The 20,705-nt window shown below is 30.7% G+C and carries 16 protein-coding genes and 1 tRNA gene; 2 read left to right on the top strand and 15 right to left on the bottom strand.

Annotated elements, in window-relative coordinates:
* Nucleotides 1–84: 84 nt before the first annotated feature.
* Entirely contained in the window at nucleotides 85–930 is an 846-nt protein-coding gene (locus L21TH_RS11855; protein ID WP_006316717.1) for a DMT family transporter, read from the top strand.
* A 24-nt stretch (nucleotides 931–954) separates the two neighbouring features.
* Here the strand turns inward: L21TH_RS11855 and yihA are convergent, their stop codons facing one another.
* The 9 genes from yihA to L21TH_RS11810 all read right to left on the bottom strand — a co-directional run bounded on the left by yihA (nucleotide 955) and on the right by L21TH_RS11810 (nucleotide 10,472).
* Entirely contained in the window at nucleotides 955–1,551 is a 597-nt protein-coding gene (gene yihA / locus L21TH_RS11850; protein ID WP_006316716.1) for a ribosome biogenesis GTP-binding protein YihA/YsxC, read from the bottom strand.
* On the bottom strand, nucleotides 1,538–3,895 hold the full coding sequence (gene lon, locus L21TH_RS11845) for an endopeptidase La (RefSeq protein WP_006316715.1): 2,358 nt from the start codon (nucleotides 3,893–3,895) through the stop codon (nucleotides 1,538–1,540). The genes yihA and lon overlap by 14 nt, the downstream gene beginning before the upstream one ends.
* Nucleotides 3,896–4,073: 178 nt before the next feature.
* Nucleotides 4,074–4,907, bottom strand: a complete 834-nt coding sequence (locus L21TH_RS11840) for a CPBP family intramembrane glutamic endopeptidase (RefSeq protein ID WP_006316714.1) — start codon at nucleotides 4,905–4,907, stop codon at nucleotides 4,074–4,076.
* A 409-nt stretch (nucleotides 4,908–5,316) separates the two neighbouring features.
* Nucleotides 5,317–5,697: a DUF4363 family protein gene (locus L21TH_RS11835; protein ID WP_006316713.1), complete on the bottom strand. Its 381-nt coding sequence runs from the start codon at nucleotides 5,695–5,697 to the stop codon at nucleotides 5,317–5,319.
* A gap of 4 nt (nucleotides 5,698–5,701) precedes the next feature.
* Entirely contained in the window at nucleotides 5,702–6,385 is a 684-nt protein-coding gene (locus tag L21TH_RS11830; protein ID WP_034430071.1) for a DUF421 domain-containing protein, read from the bottom strand.
* Nucleotides 6,386–6,515: 130 nt separating this feature from the next.
* Nucleotides 6,516–7,793, bottom strand: a complete 1,278-nt coding sequence (gene clpX / locus L21TH_RS11825; RefSeq protein ID WP_006316705.1) for an ATP-dependent Clp protease ATP-binding subunit ClpX — start codon at nucleotides 7,791–7,793, stop codon at nucleotides 6,516–6,518.
* A gap of 20 nt (nucleotides 7,794–7,813) precedes the next feature.
* Nucleotides 7,814–8,398 carry an ATP-dependent Clp endopeptidase proteolytic subunit ClpP gene (gene clpP, locus L21TH_RS11820; RefSeq protein ID WP_006316704.1) on the bottom strand — a complete coding sequence of 195 codons (585 nt, stop codon included), beginning with the start codon at nucleotides 8,396–8,398 and terminating at the stop codon, nucleotides 7,814–7,816.
* Nucleotides 8,399–8,423: 25 nt separating this feature from the next.
* Nucleotides 8,424–9,710, bottom strand: coding sequence for a trigger factor (gene tig, locus L21TH_RS11815; protein ID WP_006316702.1), 1,287 nt, complete (start codon nucleotides 9,708–9,710; stop codon nucleotides 8,424–8,426).
* 678 nt (nucleotides 9,711–10,388) lie between these two features.
* Nucleotides 10,389–10,472: transfer RNA gene (locus L21TH_RS11810), tRNA-Leu, on the bottom strand.
* A gap of 288 nt (nucleotides 10,473–10,760) precedes the next feature.
* On the opposite strand from L21TH_RS11810, the gene L21TH_RS11805 reads away from it, so the two are divergent.
* Nucleotides 10,761–11,519 (top strand): lytic transglycosylase domain-containing protein, encoded by a 759-nt coding sequence (locus L21TH_RS11805; protein ID WP_006316701.1) that lies wholly within the window; start codon nucleotides 10,761–10,763, stop codon nucleotides 11,517–11,519.
* A gap of 24 nt (nucleotides 11,520–11,543) precedes the next feature.
* On the opposite strand, the gene L21TH_RS11800 is transcribed toward L21TH_RS11805, so the two are convergent.
* From L21TH_RS11800 to L21TH_RS11775, 6 genes are all read right to left on the bottom strand, one after another.
* Nucleotides 11,544–11,984, bottom strand: coding sequence for a DUF2383 domain-containing protein (locus L21TH_RS11800; RefSeq protein WP_006316700.1), 441 nt, complete (start codon nucleotides 11,982–11,984; stop codon nucleotides 11,544–11,546).
* A 69-nt stretch (nucleotides 11,985–12,053) separates the two neighbouring features.
* A complete protein-coding gene (locus L21TH_RS11795; RefSeq protein ID WP_006316699.1) occupies nucleotides 12,054–12,407 on the bottom strand; it encodes a hypothetical protein in 354 nt (117 codons plus the stop codon).
* Nucleotides 12,408–12,413: 6 nt separating this feature from the next.
* On the bottom strand, nucleotides 12,414–15,053 hold the full coding sequence (locus L21TH_RS11790; RefSeq protein WP_006316698.1) for a calcium-transporting P-type ATPase, PMR1-type: 2,640 nt from the start codon (nucleotides 15,051–15,053) through the stop codon (nucleotides 12,414–12,416).
* 46 nt (nucleotides 15,054–15,099) lie between these two features.
* Nucleotides 15,100–15,684, bottom strand: a complete 585-nt coding sequence (locus L21TH_RS11785) for an SOS response-associated peptidase (RefSeq protein WP_006316697.1) — start codon at nucleotides 15,682–15,684, stop codon at nucleotides 15,100–15,102.
* Between the two features lie 323 nt (nucleotides 15,685–16,007).
* Nucleotides 16,008–19,211: a carbamoyl-phosphate synthase large subunit gene (gene carB / locus L21TH_RS11780; protein WP_006316696.1), complete on the bottom strand. Its 3,204-nt coding sequence runs from the start codon at nucleotides 19,209–19,211 to the stop codon at nucleotides 16,008–16,010.
* A gap of 187 nt (nucleotides 19,212–19,398) precedes the next feature.
* The gene (locus tag L21TH_RS11775; protein ID WP_006316695.1) at nucleotides 19,399–20,445 is read right to left on the bottom strand and encodes a carbamoyl phosphate synthase small subunit; all 1,047 of its coding nucleotides are present in this window, start codon (nucleotides 20,443–20,445) and stop codon (nucleotides 19,399–19,401) included.
* Nucleotides 20,446–20,705: the final 260 nt, after the last annotated feature.

The raw sequence follows: 20,705 nt of genomic DNA, 5'->3' as shown, positions 1-20,705 counted from the left end.
ATTTAAATAAATAAAATGCAGTATTTATGCGAGTTGTAGAGTTCTGCAACGAGCTATTAATAGCATAAAAAGGGGGGAATTTTTGTGAAAAAACAATTAAAAGCAGATTTAGCGTTGCTATTAGTAACAGTTGTGTGGGGGACAACTTTTGTAATAACTAAAAATGCACTAAAAGATATACCTACATATAACTTCTTATCACTTAGGTTTATATTAGCTTTTTTATTTTCAGCTATATTTTTTTATAAAAATATGAAAAATACTAATACTAAAACACTCCTATACGGTACACTAATAGGAAGTGTGCTTTTTGCTGGGTATGCATTTCAAACTTTAGGACTTAATTATACTACTGCATCAAAATCAGGATTTATCACAGGCTTTTCTGTTGTCATAGTACCAATTGTTTCTGCTCTTTTATTGAAAAGAATGCCTAAAGGCTCATCTATAATAGGTGTACTATTTGCGATAGTTGGCTTAGGGCTTATGACTCTTAATACTGACCTAACCTTTAACATAGGTGATTTTTATACTCTTTTATGTGCTTTTGCATTTGCTTTTCATATTATACTTGTTGGCAAATACACTACACAAGTTGACTCTATTGCATTGGCAGTAATTCAAATTGGAGTAGTAGGAGTGTTAAGTCTTATTTTTTCATTTACTACTTCTAAACCTTTTATTATCCCTACTACTACTGATATATGGATAGGTATATTCATTACAGGTATATTAGCAACCTCTGGAGCTTATATCATTCAAAATACTATGCAAAAATTTACATCACCAACTCATACAGCATTAATATATACTGCTGAACCTGTATTTTCAGCAATATTTGCATTTATTTTGCTAGGTGAAGTAATGTCAACTAAAGGTATTATAGGAAGTATACTGATTGTTATGGGTATGATTTTAGCGGAAATATAAAAAAGCAGCAAAGCTGCTTTTTTTCTATTCACTATTAACCATTAAAATTTCCTTTATAACATTCCATATCTTGTCCTTATTTGTCTTTTTAGTAGCTGAGAAAGGAATAATTAACTCCCTATTCTCAACGCCTAACTCTCTCTGTAACATAGAAATATGCTTAGCTTGTTTACCTCTAGATATTTTATCGGCCTTTGTAGCTATTACTATCCCATTAAATCCAAAGGACTTTATCCAATCATACATAACTTTATCGTGCTCACCTGGAGAATGTCTTATATCTACTAACAGAAAAACTTCTGCTAGTGTCTTTCTGTTTACTAAATAATTTTCTATCATCTTACCCCATTTTTTTCTCTCTTTTAAAGATACTTTAGCATATCCATATCCCGGTAAGTCTACAAATCTAAATTGGTCATTAATGTTATAAAAATTTATTGTTTGAGTTTTTCCTGGTTTTGAACTAGTTCTAGCTAAATTTTTTCTATTGATTAGTGTATTAATTAGTGAAGACTTTCCAACATTTGACCTACCTGCTAAAGCTATTTCTAATGGCCCTTCTTCTGGATATTGACTTTGCTTAACTGCTGTTATTAATAATTCTGCCTTATTTACTTTCATCTTTACCATCCTCTTTTACTAAAGCGTGTTCTAGTACTTCATCCATATTTTTAACGAATACAAACTGAACTTTTCTCTTAACTTTACCAGGTATTTCCTCCATATCTTTTTTGTTATCTTCAGGTAAAAGTATCTTAGTTATACCAGCTCTATTGGCTGCTAATACTTTCTCCTTAATTCCACCTACAGGAAGAACTCTACCTCTTAAAGTTATTTCTCCTGTCATAGCAACATTACTGTTTACAGGTATGTCAGTTAATGCTGATATTACAGCTGTTGCCATAGTTATACCTGCGGATGGTCCATCCTTGGGTATAGCTCCTTCTGGCACATGAATGTGTATATCCATTTCTTCATAAAACTTCTCATCTATGTCTAACTCTTCAGCTTTTGACCTTATATAACTTATCCCTGTCATTGCGGACTCTTTCATAACATCTCCTAGTTGTCCTGTTAACTGAAGCTTACCCTTTCCTTTCATCATATTAACTTCTATAGACAACGTATCTCCTCCTACAGGAGTCCAAGCAAGTCCTATAGCTAATCCCACTTGATTTTCCTTTTCTGCTGTTCCATATCTATACCTCGGTACTCCTAAATATTTCTCTAATGTATTTGTATTTACCCTTACAGATTTCAGTTTCTCCTCTACTATCCTCTTAGCTGCTTTTCTAATTATATTAGCTATAGTTCTTTCAAGATTTCTTACTCCTGCTTCCCTTGTATATCTATTTATTACATCCCTTATTACATTCTCTGAAATATTTACATTCTCTTCTTTTAACCCATGCTCTTTTATTTGCTTTGGTATTAAATATCTTTTAGCTATCTCTACCTTTTCTTCTTCTGTATATCCAGATATACGTATAACTTCCATTCTATCTAATAATGGTCTTGGTATTGTACTTGTTGTATTTGCTGTTGTTATAAACATTACCTTTGATAAATCAAAAGGTGCTTCTAAGAAATGGTCTGTAAATGTACTATTTTGTTCTGGGTCAAGTACCTCTAACAATGCTGATGCTGGGTCACCTCTAAAATCACTGGCAAGTTTATCTATTTCATCAAATAAGAATACAGGATTTTTTGACCCTACCTTTTTTATCGATGATATTATTCTACCTGGTATTGCACCTACATAAGTTCTTCTATGTCCTCTTATTTCAGCTTCGTCTCTTACTCCACCTAATGACATTCTGACAAATTTTCTATTTAAAGCTTTAGCTATTGATTTTGCAATAGAGGTCTTACCTACACCTGGAGGACCAACTAAACATAAAATAGGACCTTTCATATTTTTAGATAAATGCCTTACAGCTAGATACTCTAGTATTCTTTCTTTTACATCCTTTAATCCATAATGGTCTTTATCTAATATTTCCCTTGACTTCTTAATGTCTACTCTATCTCTAGTTTGTTTATTCCAAGGTAAATTTACTATCCAATCAAGATATGTTCTAATAACTCCTACTTCTGCTGAAGCTGGATTAAGTTTTAATAGTCTTTCAGCTTCATTTATTGCCTTTTCCTTTACTTCTTTAGGCATTTTTACTTTATTTATCTTTTCTTTATATTCTTCTACTTCCTGCTCTACTCCATCTTCTTCTCCTAGTTCCTTTTGTATTGCCTTCATTTGCTCTTTAAGATAATATTCTTTTTGTACTTTACTTATTTGCTTCTTCACTCTTTTACTAATCTTTTCTTCAATCTTAAGTACTTCTATTTCTTCCTTTAAGATAATCTGTAATGTTTCTAATCTTTTATGAGGATGGAAAGCCTCTAAAAGTTTTTGTTTATCCTCTGGCTTTAAGTACACATATGAAGCTATAACATCGGCTAATCTACCCGGGTCTTTTATTTCAGAAACTGACACTAATACATCTGGAGTTACTTTATTGCCTATACTTATATATTCTTCAAATGTATCTAAAACTGACCTCATTATTGCTTCCGTTTCTTTATCATACTCTTCTTGAGCTTCATAAATTAATTCTTCAATTTCTGTTTCAAAATATGGGTCTTCCTGTAATACTTCAACTATTTTAGCTCTATTGATACCTTCGACTAGAACTCTAATTGTATCCCCTGGTAGTTTTAACATTTGTTTAATTTTACAAACTGTTCCTACATGATAGAAATCATCTGGTGTTGGCATTTCAACTTTAGCTTCTTTTTGAGTTGGTAAAAAGATTAAGGAATCATTAACCATAGCCTCTTCTAATGCCTTTATTGATTTATCTCTACCTACATCAAAATGAATTACCATATAAGGAAAAACTGATAATCCTCTAAGAGGTATTAACGGCATAGTTTTTTTAATAGTCTTTACCTTATACTTTTCCATATTATCAACTCCTTGTCTTTATAAGGATGTAACTTATCGAATAGTACATTTTTAATCTGCTTTCTTACATGTATTTAGACTCAACTATATATGTAAATTTACTTTTATATTCATTAATCATTTTCTTGTATCTGAATTATAATTTTAACACATATACATGTAAATATACAATTTATATTTATATTTTTGCATCATATTTTCTCTTCTTATCTAAAATATTTATTTTTATAAACATAAAAATAATAGCAATATAAATTATTATTACTACTTTACTATTATTTATAATAGCCCATATATGTACAAAGGTAAAAAAATTTAATAATGAATGAAGTAAAACTGAACCAAGGTAACCAAAAAAATCATATGTGATTCCTAATATTATACCTGTTAGTAGTGTATATGGCATCATCTCAATCTCAAAGTGACTAATTGTAAAAATTAAGGAAGATATCAAAAGAGATATTACCTTCTTATTAAAAAATTTAGGTAGCCAATTTCTGTATATTAATACTCTAAACGTAAATTCTTCCACAATAGGTGCTATTATACATGTTACCCCAAATAGTGATACATAGTCAATAAATTTCTTATTTCCACTCGATAAATCTGCTTCATTAATGGTTATATCAAAATTCAACTTATTAATAATATCCAGTATAATACTAGATGTAATATTTAATAAGTAAAATATTACTGGTGATAAAAATACAATAAACCAAAACGTCTTTTTGTTAATCATGAAATTTTTTTTACTTATAGTGTAAAATTTCCTAAATGCTTTATCCTTTAACACTTTACCATCATATATCAACAATAAAAATATTATTACAGATGGTAGTAAAAATAAATCATCTAATAATAACAATAAAGTAATTTCCAATATAGGTAGAAAATATTTACATAACTTCAATCCTAATCTATCTAATATTATCCACATCTCAAAATACTGTCTCATCAGTATTAGCACTAATAGTATTGAAGAAAAAAATAATATATAAGAAATTAATCCCACAAATACACCTCACAATCATCATTTCTCAATACTATTTTATTTTAATGAATAAGTATTTTCAATAAATTATCTTATATCTAACCCTTTTGCTATTAAAACTTCATTACTACCTTCACCTGTATCTTTTATATTTCTTTCATCATTATTATCTATAATAGATTACTTTATTACTTCTTCTATATTTTCTACTGTGTATAACTCCTATAACTATAGTAGAGAAGAGCTGAATAACAACAAAACAAAGTACTCAAATCTATACCTTCTTTTACAAAATTTTTATTTAATAACTTGAGTATCTTCTTTATAAACACATACAACTCACCTACATATGGTGAGTTTTTCTTTTTAAAAAACTTTATAGTCAATATGCACTTATTTATTATAAACTGTTAAAACGAAACCTAACAGATTAAAAAATATTTGTTATAGTTAATGCCTCATTTTCTCTTACAATTCCAAATAGTTTTCTTAAAACTTCTATTTCACCAAGAGATAAAGAAGAATCTTGAGTTTTAATATATTTACTAGCTTTAGCAATTGATAAATCAATATTGTCAATTTCATGATGGTCTAGTATTATACTCCACGTATTTTTTGCTTTATCCCATTTCTTTTCAATCTTATAAAATTGGATTTTAGCACCCTCCCAATCATTATTTTCTACTTTCTTACTTAAATCATCTAAATTGTTTATAAACTCAGAAGTATTTTTTTCTACAAAATTATAAATAAGTCCCCAACCTATTACTATTACTACTAATACTAAAATGACAAATCTTACTGCTCTCATTGTACTACTCCTTTATCTCGTTCTTTTTTTGAACAAATACGTTCTTGTTAGCATCTACATATGAAAACAATACTTTCTTTGGGTCTTTTATACCATGTTTTTTTAGTTCTTTAGCTAACCACTCTTCAGTTAAGTTTAATTCACTAAGATTATCATACTTTATATGACCGTCAATTATAAGTGAAGTTGGTAAACCATCATATGACCCTTGAAGCTGAAGGTCTTCAATTGTAACATTTTGCTTATTAGGCTTTGGAATTACACTTAAATCGCCATTTGTCTCAAGAATAGCAAATTCAACATCTTGAAGTACTGGATAGTTTTTAGCTCTAAGCTGTTCCATTAAATCATTTATATTAATTCTTAATCTCTGTAATTCACCTTCATTTATTTTCCCCTTGTTTACGAGAATACTTGGTTTTCCACAAATAATTTTTCTTGCCCTTTGACTTTTTAAAGTAATATATGAAATTAGTATTTGTAATATTAATAACGTACTAATTGCTACAATCCCATTAATTAAAGGAGCACCTAAATCTTCCATTGGTAATACAGCTAGTTCTGCCATCATTATAGTTATTACAAATTCAAAGGGCTGCATCTGAGCTAATTCACCTTTTCCCATTATTCTTATTGATACAAGAACAAATATATACAGTAATACTGCTCTAATGAAAACGATAAGCATATGAATTAATCCTTTCTTAAGAATAAGTTTAATTCTTCTTTATTTTTAATTTTAAACAGAATCACCTTTTTTTATTCTAATCCACTGAAAAATTGCATATTAAAAAAGCACCCACCTTTGTGGGTACTTTTTAAGAAGCTGATTCTTCTTTCTTAGACTTTTTTGCTTTTTTCTTTTTTCTCTTTTCAGAAAGAACTAACGTTGGTTCTGTTTTATTTGAAATTGTTTCTTTAGTTATAACACATTTTTCTATGTCTTCTCTTGATGGTATTTCATACATTATGTCAAGCATAACATCTTCTAATATACCTCTAAGTCCTCTAGCTCCTGTATTTCTTTCTATTGCTTTTTTAGCTACTAATTTTAGTGCTTCATCTTCAATCTCTAATTCTACGCCATCCATTTTAAATAATTCTTTGTACTGCTTAACAAGAGAATTCTTAGGCTTAGTTAAAATATCCACTAAAGCATCTTCATCTAATTTATCTAAAGTAACTACTATCGGAAGCCTTCCTACAAACTCTGGTATCAAACCATACTTTAGTAAATCCTCTGGCTGAATATGCTTTAATAGTTCTCCTATATTTTTAACTTCTTTACTTTTTATTTCAGCACCAAATCCCATGGATTTTTTACCTATTCTATTTTGAATTATTTTGTCAATACCATCAAATGCTCCACCTACTATAAACAAGATGTTAGTAGTATCAATTTGAATAAATTCTTGGTGTGGATGTTTTCTTCCACCTTGAGGTGGTACACTGGCTACTGTACCTTCTAAAATCTTTAGAAGTGCCTGTTGAACACCTTCACCACTTACATCTCTTGTAATAGATGGATTATCTGATTTTCTAGCAATCTTGTCTATTTCATCTATATATATTATCCCTTTTTCTGCTCTTTCTATATCATAATCTGCTGCCTGTATCAGTTTTAAGATAATATTTTCTACATCTTCACCTACATACCCAGCTTCAGTTAATGACGTTGCATCAGCTATAGCGAAAGGTACATTTAATAGCTTAGCTAATGTTTGTGCTAATAACGTCTTACCTGAACCTGTTGGGCCAATCATAACTATATTACTTTTCTGTAATTCTACATCTTCACTATTAGTCTTTTGATTTATTCTTTTGTAATGATTATATACAGCAACTGCTAAAGACCTTTTTGCTCTATCCTGCTTTATTACATACTGGTCAAGTATATCCTTAATTTCTTTTGGTTTTGGTAGTTCCTTCATTTCAAGTTCTATATTTTCTTCAAATTCTTCTTCAATTATTTCTTGACACAGCTGTATACATTCATCGCATATATAAACATTTGGTCCAGCAATTAACCTTCTCACCTGTTCCTGTGATTTTCCACAGAATGAACATTTAAGTTGTTTTTCATCAAATCTGGACATTATGACACCTCTCCTAAAAGTTATTTCCTAAAAGTAATTACTTCGTCTATTATACCATATTCTTTTGCTTCCTGCGATGTCATGAAAAAGTCTCTGTCTGTGTCTCTTGATACCTTATCATATGGCTGACCAGTTCTTTCACTTAATATCTTGTTTATTTGTTCTCTCATTTTAATAATTCTTTCAGCATGGATTTTTATATCTTCTGCTTGCCCTCTTGTTCCACCTAAAGGCTGATGAATCATTACTTCTGCATTTGGTAATGCATATCTTTTACCTTTAGCTCCTGCAGCAAGTAAGAATGCTCCCATGCTGGCAGCCATACCTATACAAATAGTTGATACATCTGGCTTTATATATTGCATAGTATCATATATTGCAAATCCTGAAGTAATTGAACCACCAGGACTGTTTATATACAATTGTATATCCTTATCTGGATCATCTGCTTCTAAAAATAGTAGTTGCGCAACTACTAAACTTGCAGTAGCATCGTTTATCTCGTCACTGATAAATATTATTCTCTCTTTTAAGAGTCTAGAATAAATATCGTATGACCTTTCTCCTCTATTAGTTTGTTCAACAACTACCGGTACTAAAGCCATATGTCATCCCTCCTGGTTTATTATTCTACACAAGCTTAGCATTCTCTACTAAGAACTCTACAGTCTTTCTTTTGATTATACCCACTTTTAGATATTCTAAATCACCTTTTCTCATATTTTCTTTGAACTTATCTGCATCTTGATTGTACTGTTCTGCCATTCTCTCTAATTCCTTATCTAAATCTTCATCTGTTGCTTCAATATTTTCCGCTTCACTTATAGCTTCTAATACTAAATCAGTTTTTGCAGCTTTTTCTGCATTTGGTCTTATTTGCTCTTTTACATCTTCTAACTTAGTGTTTGTCATTTCTAGATATTGGTCTAATTTTAAACCTTGCATTAATAATCTTTGTTCAAAATCTCTTACTTGATAATCAATTTCTCTGTCTACTAATACTTCTGGTACTTCAACTTCTGTATTTTCTAATACTTTTTCAATTACATTATTTTCATTTTCTACTTTTTCTCTGTTTTCAGCTTGTTCTTCTAGTCTTTTCTTTAAGTCCTCTTTTAATTCATCTAATGTGTCAAATTCACTAACATCTTTAGCAAATTCATCATCTAATTCTGGTAATTCTTTTTCTTTTATTTCATGGATTTTTACTTCAAATTTAGCTTCTTTTCCTGCTAAATCTTCAGCATGATAATCTTCAGGGAATGTAACATTAACTTCTACTTCGTCACCTTTATTTTTCCCTACTAACTGGTCTTCAAATCCAGGGATAAATCTTCCTGAACCTATTTCTAAAGTTTGGTTCTCAGCAGTTCCTCCTTCAAATTGTTCTCCATCAGCAAATCCTTTATAGTCTATAGTTAAAATGTCTCCTTCTTTTACTGCTCTATCTTGTACTTCAACTAATCTAGCATTTCTTTCTTGCATTCTTTTAATCTCTTCTTCTACATCTTCCTCAGTAACATTATACTCTACTTTTTCAACTTCTATTCCTTTATAGTCTCCTAATTTAACTTCTGGCTTAACAGTAACCTCAACTGTAAATACTACTGGTTTATTATCTTCTAATTCTTTGATATCAATAGAAGGTCTGTCAATTGGCTCAAGTTCATTTTCTTCAATTGCTTTATCATATGCTTCAGGTAATACTATATTGATTGCATCTTCATAAAATATACCTTTACCATATCTAGACTCAATAATCTTTCTTGGAGCTTTTCCTTTTCTGAATCCTGGTATATTAAATCTCTTTCTGTTTTTTAGATATGACTTTTGTACAGCCTCTTCAAATTTTTCTACATCTACCTCAATTTCTAAAGTAACTTTAGTATTTTCTTTGCTTATAACTTGTGATTTCATATCTTTTTTCCTCCTTATCTTATTTCTTTTAAATTTGAGATTTTGGTTAATCTATATAAGTTCACCTCATATTAAGTCAATGGTAAATATTTATTGCAAAGCAGACTATATGTAATATAACAGAAAGCATTTAACAATACTTTGTTAGTTAGTAGTTTTAACTGAATTATTGGTTCCTAGCTCTTAGTTCTTAGAAAAAATCTTTTTATACTTAATGTCCTAAAGAACTTATAAATAGACTTATAAAAAAACGCCCAGAATAACTAATTATCAACTTTTTTCAATCAATTCTTTAATAACAGCTGATAAACAATTTAGTTTTACTTCTTACATTTTCTATTTTATTTTTCATTTATTACTACATTTTTCTACATCCCCGTCCAATTAACCATTATATTATACCATAAATAATTCTAATATCCAACATTGATATTAACTATAATAGAACTGTTTTATGCACTACCTAATTTACCACCAGAAAACTATAATATTCATTTATTATTCCAATCTATTTACTTTTATAATATAACAAAGTCGACTTCGTCGATTTTGTTAGTTAGTGGTTAGTAGCAAGTAGTTAGTAGCTTTAAAATTATATTTTATTCACAAATTTAATTTAATTATGATTTTCTATGTGTGTGTAAAAAAAAAAACAATGGTTGAACCATTGTTTTTTACTGGTGCGGGTGGAGGGACTCGAACCCCCACGCCAAAGGCACTAGATCCTAAGTCTAGCGCGTCTGCCAATTCCGCCACACCCGCATATTCACTTGTTCGAAATATTATCGACAACTACTATTATAAAATCTTTTTATAATAGTGTCAAGATATTTTTTTTGATTTTTTCTTGGCATTTGATGTAAAATATGTATAACATAGAATTTTCTTGTCAATAAATGATAATAAATTCAGCTTTTCGCTTTTCGCCATTAGATATTGACTAAATTACGTGAAAGGAAACGTAAGTAAACGTGCTAAAAGACGTGTTAGTTGTTAGTGGCTAAGAGCCAAGAACTTAGAACTAACAGCTTATAAATAGAGGTGAAATTCATGGATGTAATTTTAAAATTCAAAATATTTATAATTTTTGTTTTAATCGCTGCGTTAATTATTGTATCTATACTTTTTTATATTATAGTGGACATGCATATGATTAGTAAGGAAACTTCTAAACTAGCTAGTGATAACATTAACTTAATAGATTATAATTATAATTCAATAACTGAAACTATAAATAATATAAAAAATATAAACAAATATATAAATGACCCATTATTGCCTAATAAAATTTCCCAAGTAAATAAATTAAAAAAGTATATTGATATTAATAATAAAGAAGATTTAGAAAAAGTATCAGAAATAGTAAATTCCACTCCTTTAGATTTAATAACTTCAAGTATAATTGTAAGCTATTGCAATAAACTAGACATTCCCCTCTCTCTTATGTTAGCTCTTATTGAGCATGAAAGCAATTTCAAACAATATGAAGTAGGTAAAAACTTCGATAGAGGTTACTGTCAATTAATACCCGAAACAGAAAAGTGGTTAGCTCAAAACTATGGTTATATATTAGATTTAAAATATGACAAAAACAATATATATAATCCAGAATATAATATAGGATTAGGTGCAATATACCTTTATATCCTGAAAAACGCTTACGGTGATAACTATCATAAAATACTCTCCGAATACAATAGGGGAGTTTACAATTTAAAAAAATATTATGATAAACACGGTACATATGTAACTTCATATTCCCGGTCAATATTAACAAAAGAAAGAAGGTATCAGCACATAAACGAATAACGGCCTACTAAGGGCCGTTCATTTTTAATATTCTTCCATTAATTTTCTCATTCTATCTAAATGTTTACGGTCTTCAGATAAAATCTCTCCTACTAGCTCTCGGGACTCAGAATCTAAATCTCCTCTGACTACTTCCTCTGCCATTTTTATACCTTTACCTTCTCCTTCATAGGCTTTCCTTAGAATGTGAGGTGCATCATCACGAACAGAAAGATCCATTTTTAGCATAGTATCTGCCATAGCTCCTTTAAATCCTGTTTTCTCCCTTGGCATGTCATCATAATTTTGAATTCGCTCTGCTAGTAATGCTGCGTGTCTTCTGTGATCTTGTTGAATATTTTGAAATTCATTTTTTAACCTTGGGTCATCTATATGGTTTATAAAAATGTTGTACCCTTCTATTGCCATATATTCTCCTTGAAGTAAATTATTAAGAGAATCTAGAATTTTTTCTTTTTCACCCATTACTTACTCTTCATCTCCTCTATACACATTTTCATTACATTCTTAGTATTTCCTTCAGTATATTTATTATTAGTTATCCTTTTTCATTATATTAAACTGGGTGAAATAATCCTTATTTTTTATTTTTAAATAAACCTTGCTATAATCTATCTCAAAATTCATTATAGATGACTTTAAATCTATGTTTCTTAATAAATGAATAGTGCAAATATTATTTTCATTCGTTTTGCAAAACCTCACTATTATGTTTTTTACTACTGGTAACTGAAATCTGGAAACTAAATATTCTGGCAAATCCTCCATAACTACATTTAAAGTTCTATCTTCTAATGGAATAATTATATCCATATCTTCTTCAGTTTCCCTTATTACTCTTATCTCAAAATCAGTTTCTATATATAAGTTGCTGTTTTCAAATATCATTTGAGTTTAACTCCCCTTTACTTGTGTTTTTATAAGCTTAGCTATCTCAACAACCACTAATGGTACAAATGATAATAGAATAGCATATAACCAATGTGCTCCATCAATTAATGATAATTTGAAAACTTCTCTAATAAAAGGTATAAACACTACACCAATAGTAAGTAAAACTGATGTAAATATACCTGCTATTTGATACTTATTAGAAAATAATCCTAATTTAAATATTGATTTATTAATAGATCTAACGTTTAAACTATGGACTAACTGAGCAAAGGATAATGTTACAAATGCCATTGTTATTCCTGTTTCTAAGTTTACATATCTTCCTATATAAAAAGCCAGCAGTGTTACTAACCCCACAATAGCACCTTCAAGTACTATTTGTAACCCTAGCCCACCTGCAAATATGCCTACTTTAGGGTCCCTTGGTTTTCTATTCATAATATCTGGTTCTGCAGGGTCAACTCCTAAAGCTAATGCTGGAAAACTATCTGTTACAAGGTTTACCCATAGTATATGGATAGGAAGTAATGGAGCTGGTAAATTTAATAATATTGCTATTAATAAAGCTATTATCTCACCGATATTACATGATAATAGGAAATGTATAGACTTCTTTATATTATCATATATAGTTCTACCTTCTTCTACTGCAGCAACAATAGTTGCAAAGTTATCATCTGTAAGTATCATATCTGAAGCTTCCTTAGATACATCAGTACCTGTTATTCCCATTGCACATCCTATATTAGCTCTCTTAAGAGCTGGAGCATCATTTACTCCGTCCCCTGTCATTGCCACTATTTTGCCATGTCTTTGCCATGCTTTTACTATCCTAACCTTATGCTCAGGTGATACTCTAGCATAAACTGAATATTTAGTAACATTTTCATAAAGCTCATCATCTGACATGTTTTCTATAGCTCTACCTTCTACTGCTTCGCTCTCTTTTTGTAATATACCTAGTTCTTTAGCTATAGCCATAGCTGTAACCTTATAATCACCAGTTATCATAACAGGCTTAATTCCTGCTCTTTTACATTTATCTACTGCTGCCTTTACTTCTTCCCTTGGAGGGTCTATCATGCCTACCATACCAACAAAAACTAAATCATTTTCTATTGTATCACTTGTTACTTTCTCTGGTATATTGGATATATCTTTAAATGCTAAACCTAGAACCCTTAATGCATCAGCAGCCATATTTTCATTTGCTTTCTTAATATCTTTCTTTATTTCTTCAGTTATATCTTTAATTTCCTCACCTATAAGTACCTTGTTACATCTGTCTAGTAAAACATCAATTGCACCTTTAGTAAATACTCTATACTTGTCATCTGTTTTATGTATAGTAGACATTAATTTTCTATCTGACTCAAATGGAATTTCTTCTACCCTTGGTAATTCAGATTCCTGCTCCTTTTTAAGCATTCCTTTTTCATATGCCAATACTACAAGGGCTATCTCTGTTGGGTCACCTATAGTTCTCTTTTCTCCATCATCTTCCTGTATAGATGAATCATTACATAATAAACCTACTTGTACAGCTAAATTCTTATCAAATTGGTTTATGTCGAATTGATTTATATCATTTAAATCATTATAAGTATATACTTTAGTTACTGTCATTTTATTCTGTGTAAGCGTTCCAGTTTTATCAGAGCATATAACTGAAGCTGTTCCTAAAGTCTCCACAGCTGGAAGCTTCCTTATTATAGCATTTTTCTTTATCATTCTTTGTACGCCTAGAGAAAGAACTATAGTTACAATAGCAGGTAATCCTTCAGGAATAGCTGCAACTGCTAACGATACTGCAAGCATAAACATATCGAATACTGGTCTTCCTTGAAATGTACCTATTGCAAATATGATCGCACATATACCTAATGCTATAATACCTAACCATTTTCCTAATCCCTCTAGCTTTTCTTGTAGAGGCGTTTTCAAGTCTTCTTGAGATTCAAGCATTTCTGCTATTTTACCTATCTCTGTATTCATACCTGTATCGGTTACAATGAATTTACCCCTTCCATGGGTAACTAGTCCTGTTGAAAATACCATATTTTTTCTATCACCAATAGGTACTTCATCACCCTCTGGTATATCTGTATTTTTACTTACAGGTACAGACTCTCCTGTCAGCGCTGACTCTTCTATCATTAAGTTTGCACTTTCAATAATTCTACCGTCTGCTGGAATAAAATCCCCAGCTTCTAATATAACTATGTCCCCTGGTACAATCTCTGGAGATTTAACCTCTATTATATTTCCATTACGCAATACCTTTGCTTGAGGTGTGGACATACTCTTTAATGCTCTTAAAGACTCTTCTGCTCTATTTTCCTGTATAAACCCTAATGTCGCATTTAATAAAACTACAATAAATATTATAATTGTGTCACTTATTTCTCCTAAAGCTCCTGATACAATAGCTGCTATAATAAGTATAATCACCATAAAATCCTTGAATTGATTTAAAAATCTTCTTAAAGGAGATATTCTTTCTCCTTCTCTCAATTCGTTAGCACCATATTTTTCTTTTCTATTTTTTACTTCTTCATTTGATAATCCCTTATTTAAGTCAACATTTAACTCATTAACTACCTCATCTATACTCTTTTTATACCATTTTGTATGTGCCATCTTGTTCCTCCTTATAATTACAAATCAAACTATTATCTTAAATACATTATTCCACAACTAATTCCCCTTTATAAGATTTCATTAACTCTTTTAATAACCTTAAATCTTTAATATCGTGATCTAACCACATATCCTCTTTATCCTTATGTATAATTACAGGTATTCTATTATGAATTCTACTTATATCCTTATTTGCTTCTGTTGTTAAAATAGTAAAAGCCTCAAAGTATTCCCCATTTTTATCTTTAAAAGTGTTATATATACCTGCTATTGAAAAAATTGAATTATCTTTAAGTCTTATTCTTCGTTTTATGCTCTTATTTTCATTGTTCTCCCACTCAAAAAATCCATTAGCTGGTATTATACACCTTCTTCTTATAAAGGAATCTCTAAAGGTTGGCTTTTTATCAACTGTTTCACTCCTAGCGTTTATAATCAATCTCTTTGTAAATGAAGGAGCAAACCCCCACTTCAATAATTTTATTTCTTTAGTATTTTGTCCAATGACAACTATTGACTCTTGAGATGGAAATATTTCATTTTTAGGTGAAAAATCTATATCTAAATCAAATATCCCATATCTTTTCATTATGTCGTCAATTTCTAAGTTTAGATAATATCTACCACACATATGAAGCCCCCTCGTTTTATTTCTCCCCTATATTCTATCACATTATTTACAGAAATATGAAAAAGCGAGCAAAGCTCGCTTTTTAGTGGACAGGGGATTTGTACTTTTCTCTTCGCTTTTTATTTTACTTTTTATTGTAAGGTCACTTACTTGACTTAAAATAAAAATTAGTCGAGGGACGTGGGCATCCCTCGACAACTAAATCTCTAATCAATATACTTTTTAGCGAAAGACGAACAGCGAGTGGCAAATAGCCATTTTCTCATTTTCTTTCGCTTCATACTTTTTATTTTACTTTTTTAATTTTCAATTTTAAATTTCTCTTACTTTATTTCGTACACATCTAGTTCCCCATTTGTAATCTTATCCTTTAATATATCTACTAATGCCTCCACTGTATCCAATGAAGTAAACACATCTATAGAAGTTTCTACTGCTATTCTTCTAATAACAAACCCATCCCTTTTAGAATCATTCCCCTTAGTAGGAGTATTTATCACAAAATCAATCATTCCACTTCTGATTATATCTAATATGTTAGGAACTCCCTCTCTTATCTTCTTTGTTTCAGTAACCTCTATCCCTTGACTTCTCAGTAATTTTGCAGTTCCTTCAGTAGCCATAAATTTATACCCTAACTTCTCTAATTCCTTGGCTGTAGGTATAAACCTTTCTTTATCATGGTTATTAAGGGTAACTAGTATTGTTTTGTTCTTTTTATCTAAATTCATACCTGCAGCTATCAATCCTTTATAAAGAGCCTGTTCTAATGTAGTACCTACACCTAATACTTCCCCTGTAGACCTCATTTCTGGTCCTAAACTTACTTCTACCTGTGGTAGCTTTTGAGTTGAGAATACTGGGACCTTTACAGCGATTAAATCAGATTCTTTATATAGACCTATTCCATATTGTAGCTTTTTTAACTTTTCACCTAGCATTACTCTAGTTGCCAGCTCTACAATAGGAACACCACTTACTTTACTTATATAAGGTACTGTACGACTAGAACGTGGATTTACCTCTATAATATATAACTCTTTCTCATATTCTATAAATTGAATATTAACCATTGCTATAACATCTAATCCTAGTGCTATTTTTTTAGTATATTCTAGTATCTTTTTCTTCGTATTTTCACTAATATTTTGACTAGGATATATAGTTATACTATCTCCTGAATGTACCCCAGCCCTTTCTAAATGCTCCATAATACCTGGTATTAGTATATCTTCACCATCACATATCGCATCTACTTCTATTTCTTTACCTAATAGGTACTTATCGATAAGAACTGGATTTTTTGAATCTCTTTTAAGGGCTTCCTTTAAATATTGTGTTAATTCCTCTTTATTATAGGTAATTTCCATACCCATTCCACCTAAAACGTATGAAGGTCTTACTAATATTGGATATCCTAATCTTTTAGCTTCATTAAGACCTTCCTCTATACTCCAAATGGCCTTTCCTTTTGGTCTTTTTATATTTAATCTCTCTAGAAGCTCATCAAATTTCTTTCTATCCTCTGCCGCATCAATTTTATCAGGTTTTGTACCAAGTACAGGTATATCCATCTCTTTTAAGAAATTAGCTAATTTTATAGCTGTTTGTCCTCCAAATTGTAATATAACTCCATCTGGTCTTTCCTTCTCAATAATATTTAACACATCTTCCTCTGTTAATGGTTCGAAATATAATTTATCTGCTATGTCAAAGTCTGTACTTACTGTTTCAGGATTATTGTTTACTATTATAGTTTCTATTCCCAATTTTTTAAGGGCCAATACACTGTGAACTGAACAATAATCAAATTCTATCCCCTGTCCTATTCGAATAGGTCCAGAGCCTATAACCATGATTTTCTTTTTATCGTTTACCTCTACTTCGTCAAATTCATCATATGTTGAATAATAGTATGGTGTCATTGCTTCAAATTCTCCTGCACAGGTATCTACCATTTTGTATACTGATTCGATCCCCCACATTTTTCTCTTTTCGTATATATACATTGGACTAACTCTTAATAAATCTGCTATACCTTTATCTGAAAATCCCTTTTTCTTTAATAAATACAACCATTCTTTATTCAAGTCCTCTACCTTTGAATTTCTTAATTTTTCTTCTTGGTCTACAATCCATTTTATTTTACTTATAAAGAATCTATCTATCCCTGTTATCTCTGATACCTTTTGAATACTGTAATCTCTTCTTAACATCTCTGCTAAATCAAATATTCTCTCATCATCTGGAACCATTACCCTTTCCTTTAACTCCTTTAAGCTCCTTTTAGCTGCTTCTTCATGTACTAAAGAATATTTACCTATTTCTAACGAGCGTATCCCTTTCAGAAAAGCAGCTTCAAAGTTATTACCTATAGCCATAATTTCACCGGTTGCCATCATTTTAGTACCTAAATATCGCTTTGCTTGGCGAAACTTATCAAAGGGCCACTTAGGTATCTTAACAACCACATAATCTAATGAAGGTTCAAAGCAAGCATAAGTTTTCTGTGTAACTGCATTTTTTATTTCATCAAGTCCGTAGCCTAGTGCTATCTTTGCAGCCACCTTTGCTATAGGATAACCTGTAGCCTTAGAAGCCAGTGCTGAGGAACGACTCACCCTTGGATTAACTTCTATAACTACATAGTTAAAGCTATCTGGGTCAAGGGCAAATTGTACATTACATCCACCTTCTATACCTATTGCATTTATTATATCTACTGCAGCAGTTCTTAGCATTTGATATTCTTTGTCTGATAGGGTTTGGCTTGGAGCTACTACTATACTATCTCCTGTATGAACTCCAACCGGGTCGATATTCTCCATATTACATACGGTAATACAGTTACCATAACTATCCCTCATTACTTCGTACTCTATCTCTTTCCATCCTTTAATACTTTTTTCTAATAATACTTGACCCACCCGACTTAAACTTAAACCTTGACTTAATATCTCTTTAAGTTCATCTTCATTTTCAGCGATACCTCCCCCAGTTCCTCCTAATGTGTATGCAGGTCTTACTACTACTGGATATCCGATTTTTTCGGCAAAGTCTATACCTATTTCAAGGTCAGTTACAATTTTACTTTCTATAGTTGGCTGATTTATCTCTTCCATTAATACTCTAAAGGATTCCCTATCTTCACCTTTTTTTATTGATTCTATTGATGTTCCTATTACCTTTACATCGTATTTGTCTAATATACCCTTATCTGATAATTCAACAGCAAGATTTAATCCAGTTTGACCTCCCATTCCAGCTAGTAGACTATCAGGTCTTTCCTTTTCAATCACTTTCTCTACAAATTCCACTGTTAAAGGCTCTATATATACTTTGTCTGCAATCTCTTTATCAGTCATTATAGTAGCTGGGTTACTGTTTATAAGAACTACTTCTACCCCTTCTTCTTTTAAAGCTTGACAAGCCTGTGTTCCTGAGTAATCAAATTCTGCAGCCTGTCCTATTATAATTGGACCTGAACCTATTACTAACACTTTCTTTATATCATTATTCTTCGGCATATTAATCCTCCTCAAACAAAATTTAAAAATTATAGGAAATAAGCTTTTCGTCTTTCGCTGTTCGTTTTTTGATATTAACTGTTAGCTATATTTATGTCATAAAAATTAGTGAATACCTTCACTCTTTTTCCGTTTTCTTTTACGTCTACTATAGCGTCAACTTGTACGTCTTCTTTTACGCTTTTTATTAATCCAAATCCAAAAATTCATCGAAAATATAGCCTGTATCCATAGGTCCTGGTGATGCCTCTGGATGGAACTGTACACTATATATAGGTAAAGTCTTATGTCTCATTCCCTCTATAGTACTATCATTTAAGTTAATATGGGTCTTTATCATTTCCTCAGGTAAATCCTTTACTACGTAACCATGATTTTGAGAAGTGATATAAACTCTATTGCTATTTAAATCCTTTACTGGGTGATTACAACCTCTATGTCCAAACTTCAATTTTTCTGTATTTCCACCTAAACTTAAAGCTAATAATTGATGTCCAAGGCAAATACCTGCTATAGGCTTTTTCTCTATTAAATTCTTTATAGTATCTATTATTTCTTTTAAATCCTTCGGGTCACCAGGCCCATTTGATAAAAATATCAAATCTGGGTTAACTTTAAGTATTTCTTCATAGCTTGTATAAGCAGGAAATATTGTTATCTTACAATTTCTTTTCTTTAGAGAGCGTATTATATTTTGTTTGATACCAAAATCTAGAACGGCTACATGTTTTCCTGTTCCTTCGATTGTATAAACTTTATCAGTAGTTACTTTTTTTACTGCGTAAGTATTATTAAAGCTTTGTAGCTTTTGTTGTACCTCTGATTTAGTTAACTCCTTTAGTGAAATAATTCCTCTCATAGTTCCGTGGTTCCTAATCACTTTTGTCAATGCTCTCGTATCTATACCTTCAAGACCTACAACTTTATTTTGTTTTAAGTATGCATCTAGCTTCATTTCACATCTCCAATTATTTGGATAATCAGCCTTTTCTTTAACTATGAAACCTCTAACCTTTGGTGTAGTTGATTCCATATCCTCTAAATTTATCCCGTAATTCCCAATAAGGGGATATGTCATAGTCACAATCTGTCCATAATATGATGGGTCTGTAATCACTTCTTGATAACCTGTCATTCCTGTATTAAAAACTACTTCTCCAACACTCTCTTTTATATATCCAAATGCTTTTCCGTTAAAAACCATACCATTTTCTAATATCAAGTATCCTTTCATCTCATAATCCCTCCATTTCTTTGTTAATATACAAAAAGAGGATAGCAATGAGATTAAATAAACAATCTCATCACTATCCTCTTAAATTCATTACCAATAAAAGGTATAATAGTCGCAAATAATATACCTTTATTTTCCAACAGTTTATTGTTATTAACTTTATAAATATTATTCCATAAAAAAAGTGTATAAGTAACCATCACAGACACCATCTTTCTTATTGGCCTCACGGGACCAATTTAAAGTTAGATTTGTCTATC

Origin of the sequence: Caldisalinibacter kiritimatiensis, from assembly GCF_000387765.1 — a bacterium.
GTDB classification, from domain to species: domain Bacteria; phylum Bacillota; class Clostridia; order Tissierellales; family Caldisalinibacteraceae; genus Caldisalinibacter; species Caldisalinibacter kiritimatiensis.
Note: the sequence above shows the minus strand (reverse complement) of the source record. Positions and strands in the feature narration are given on the sequence as shown.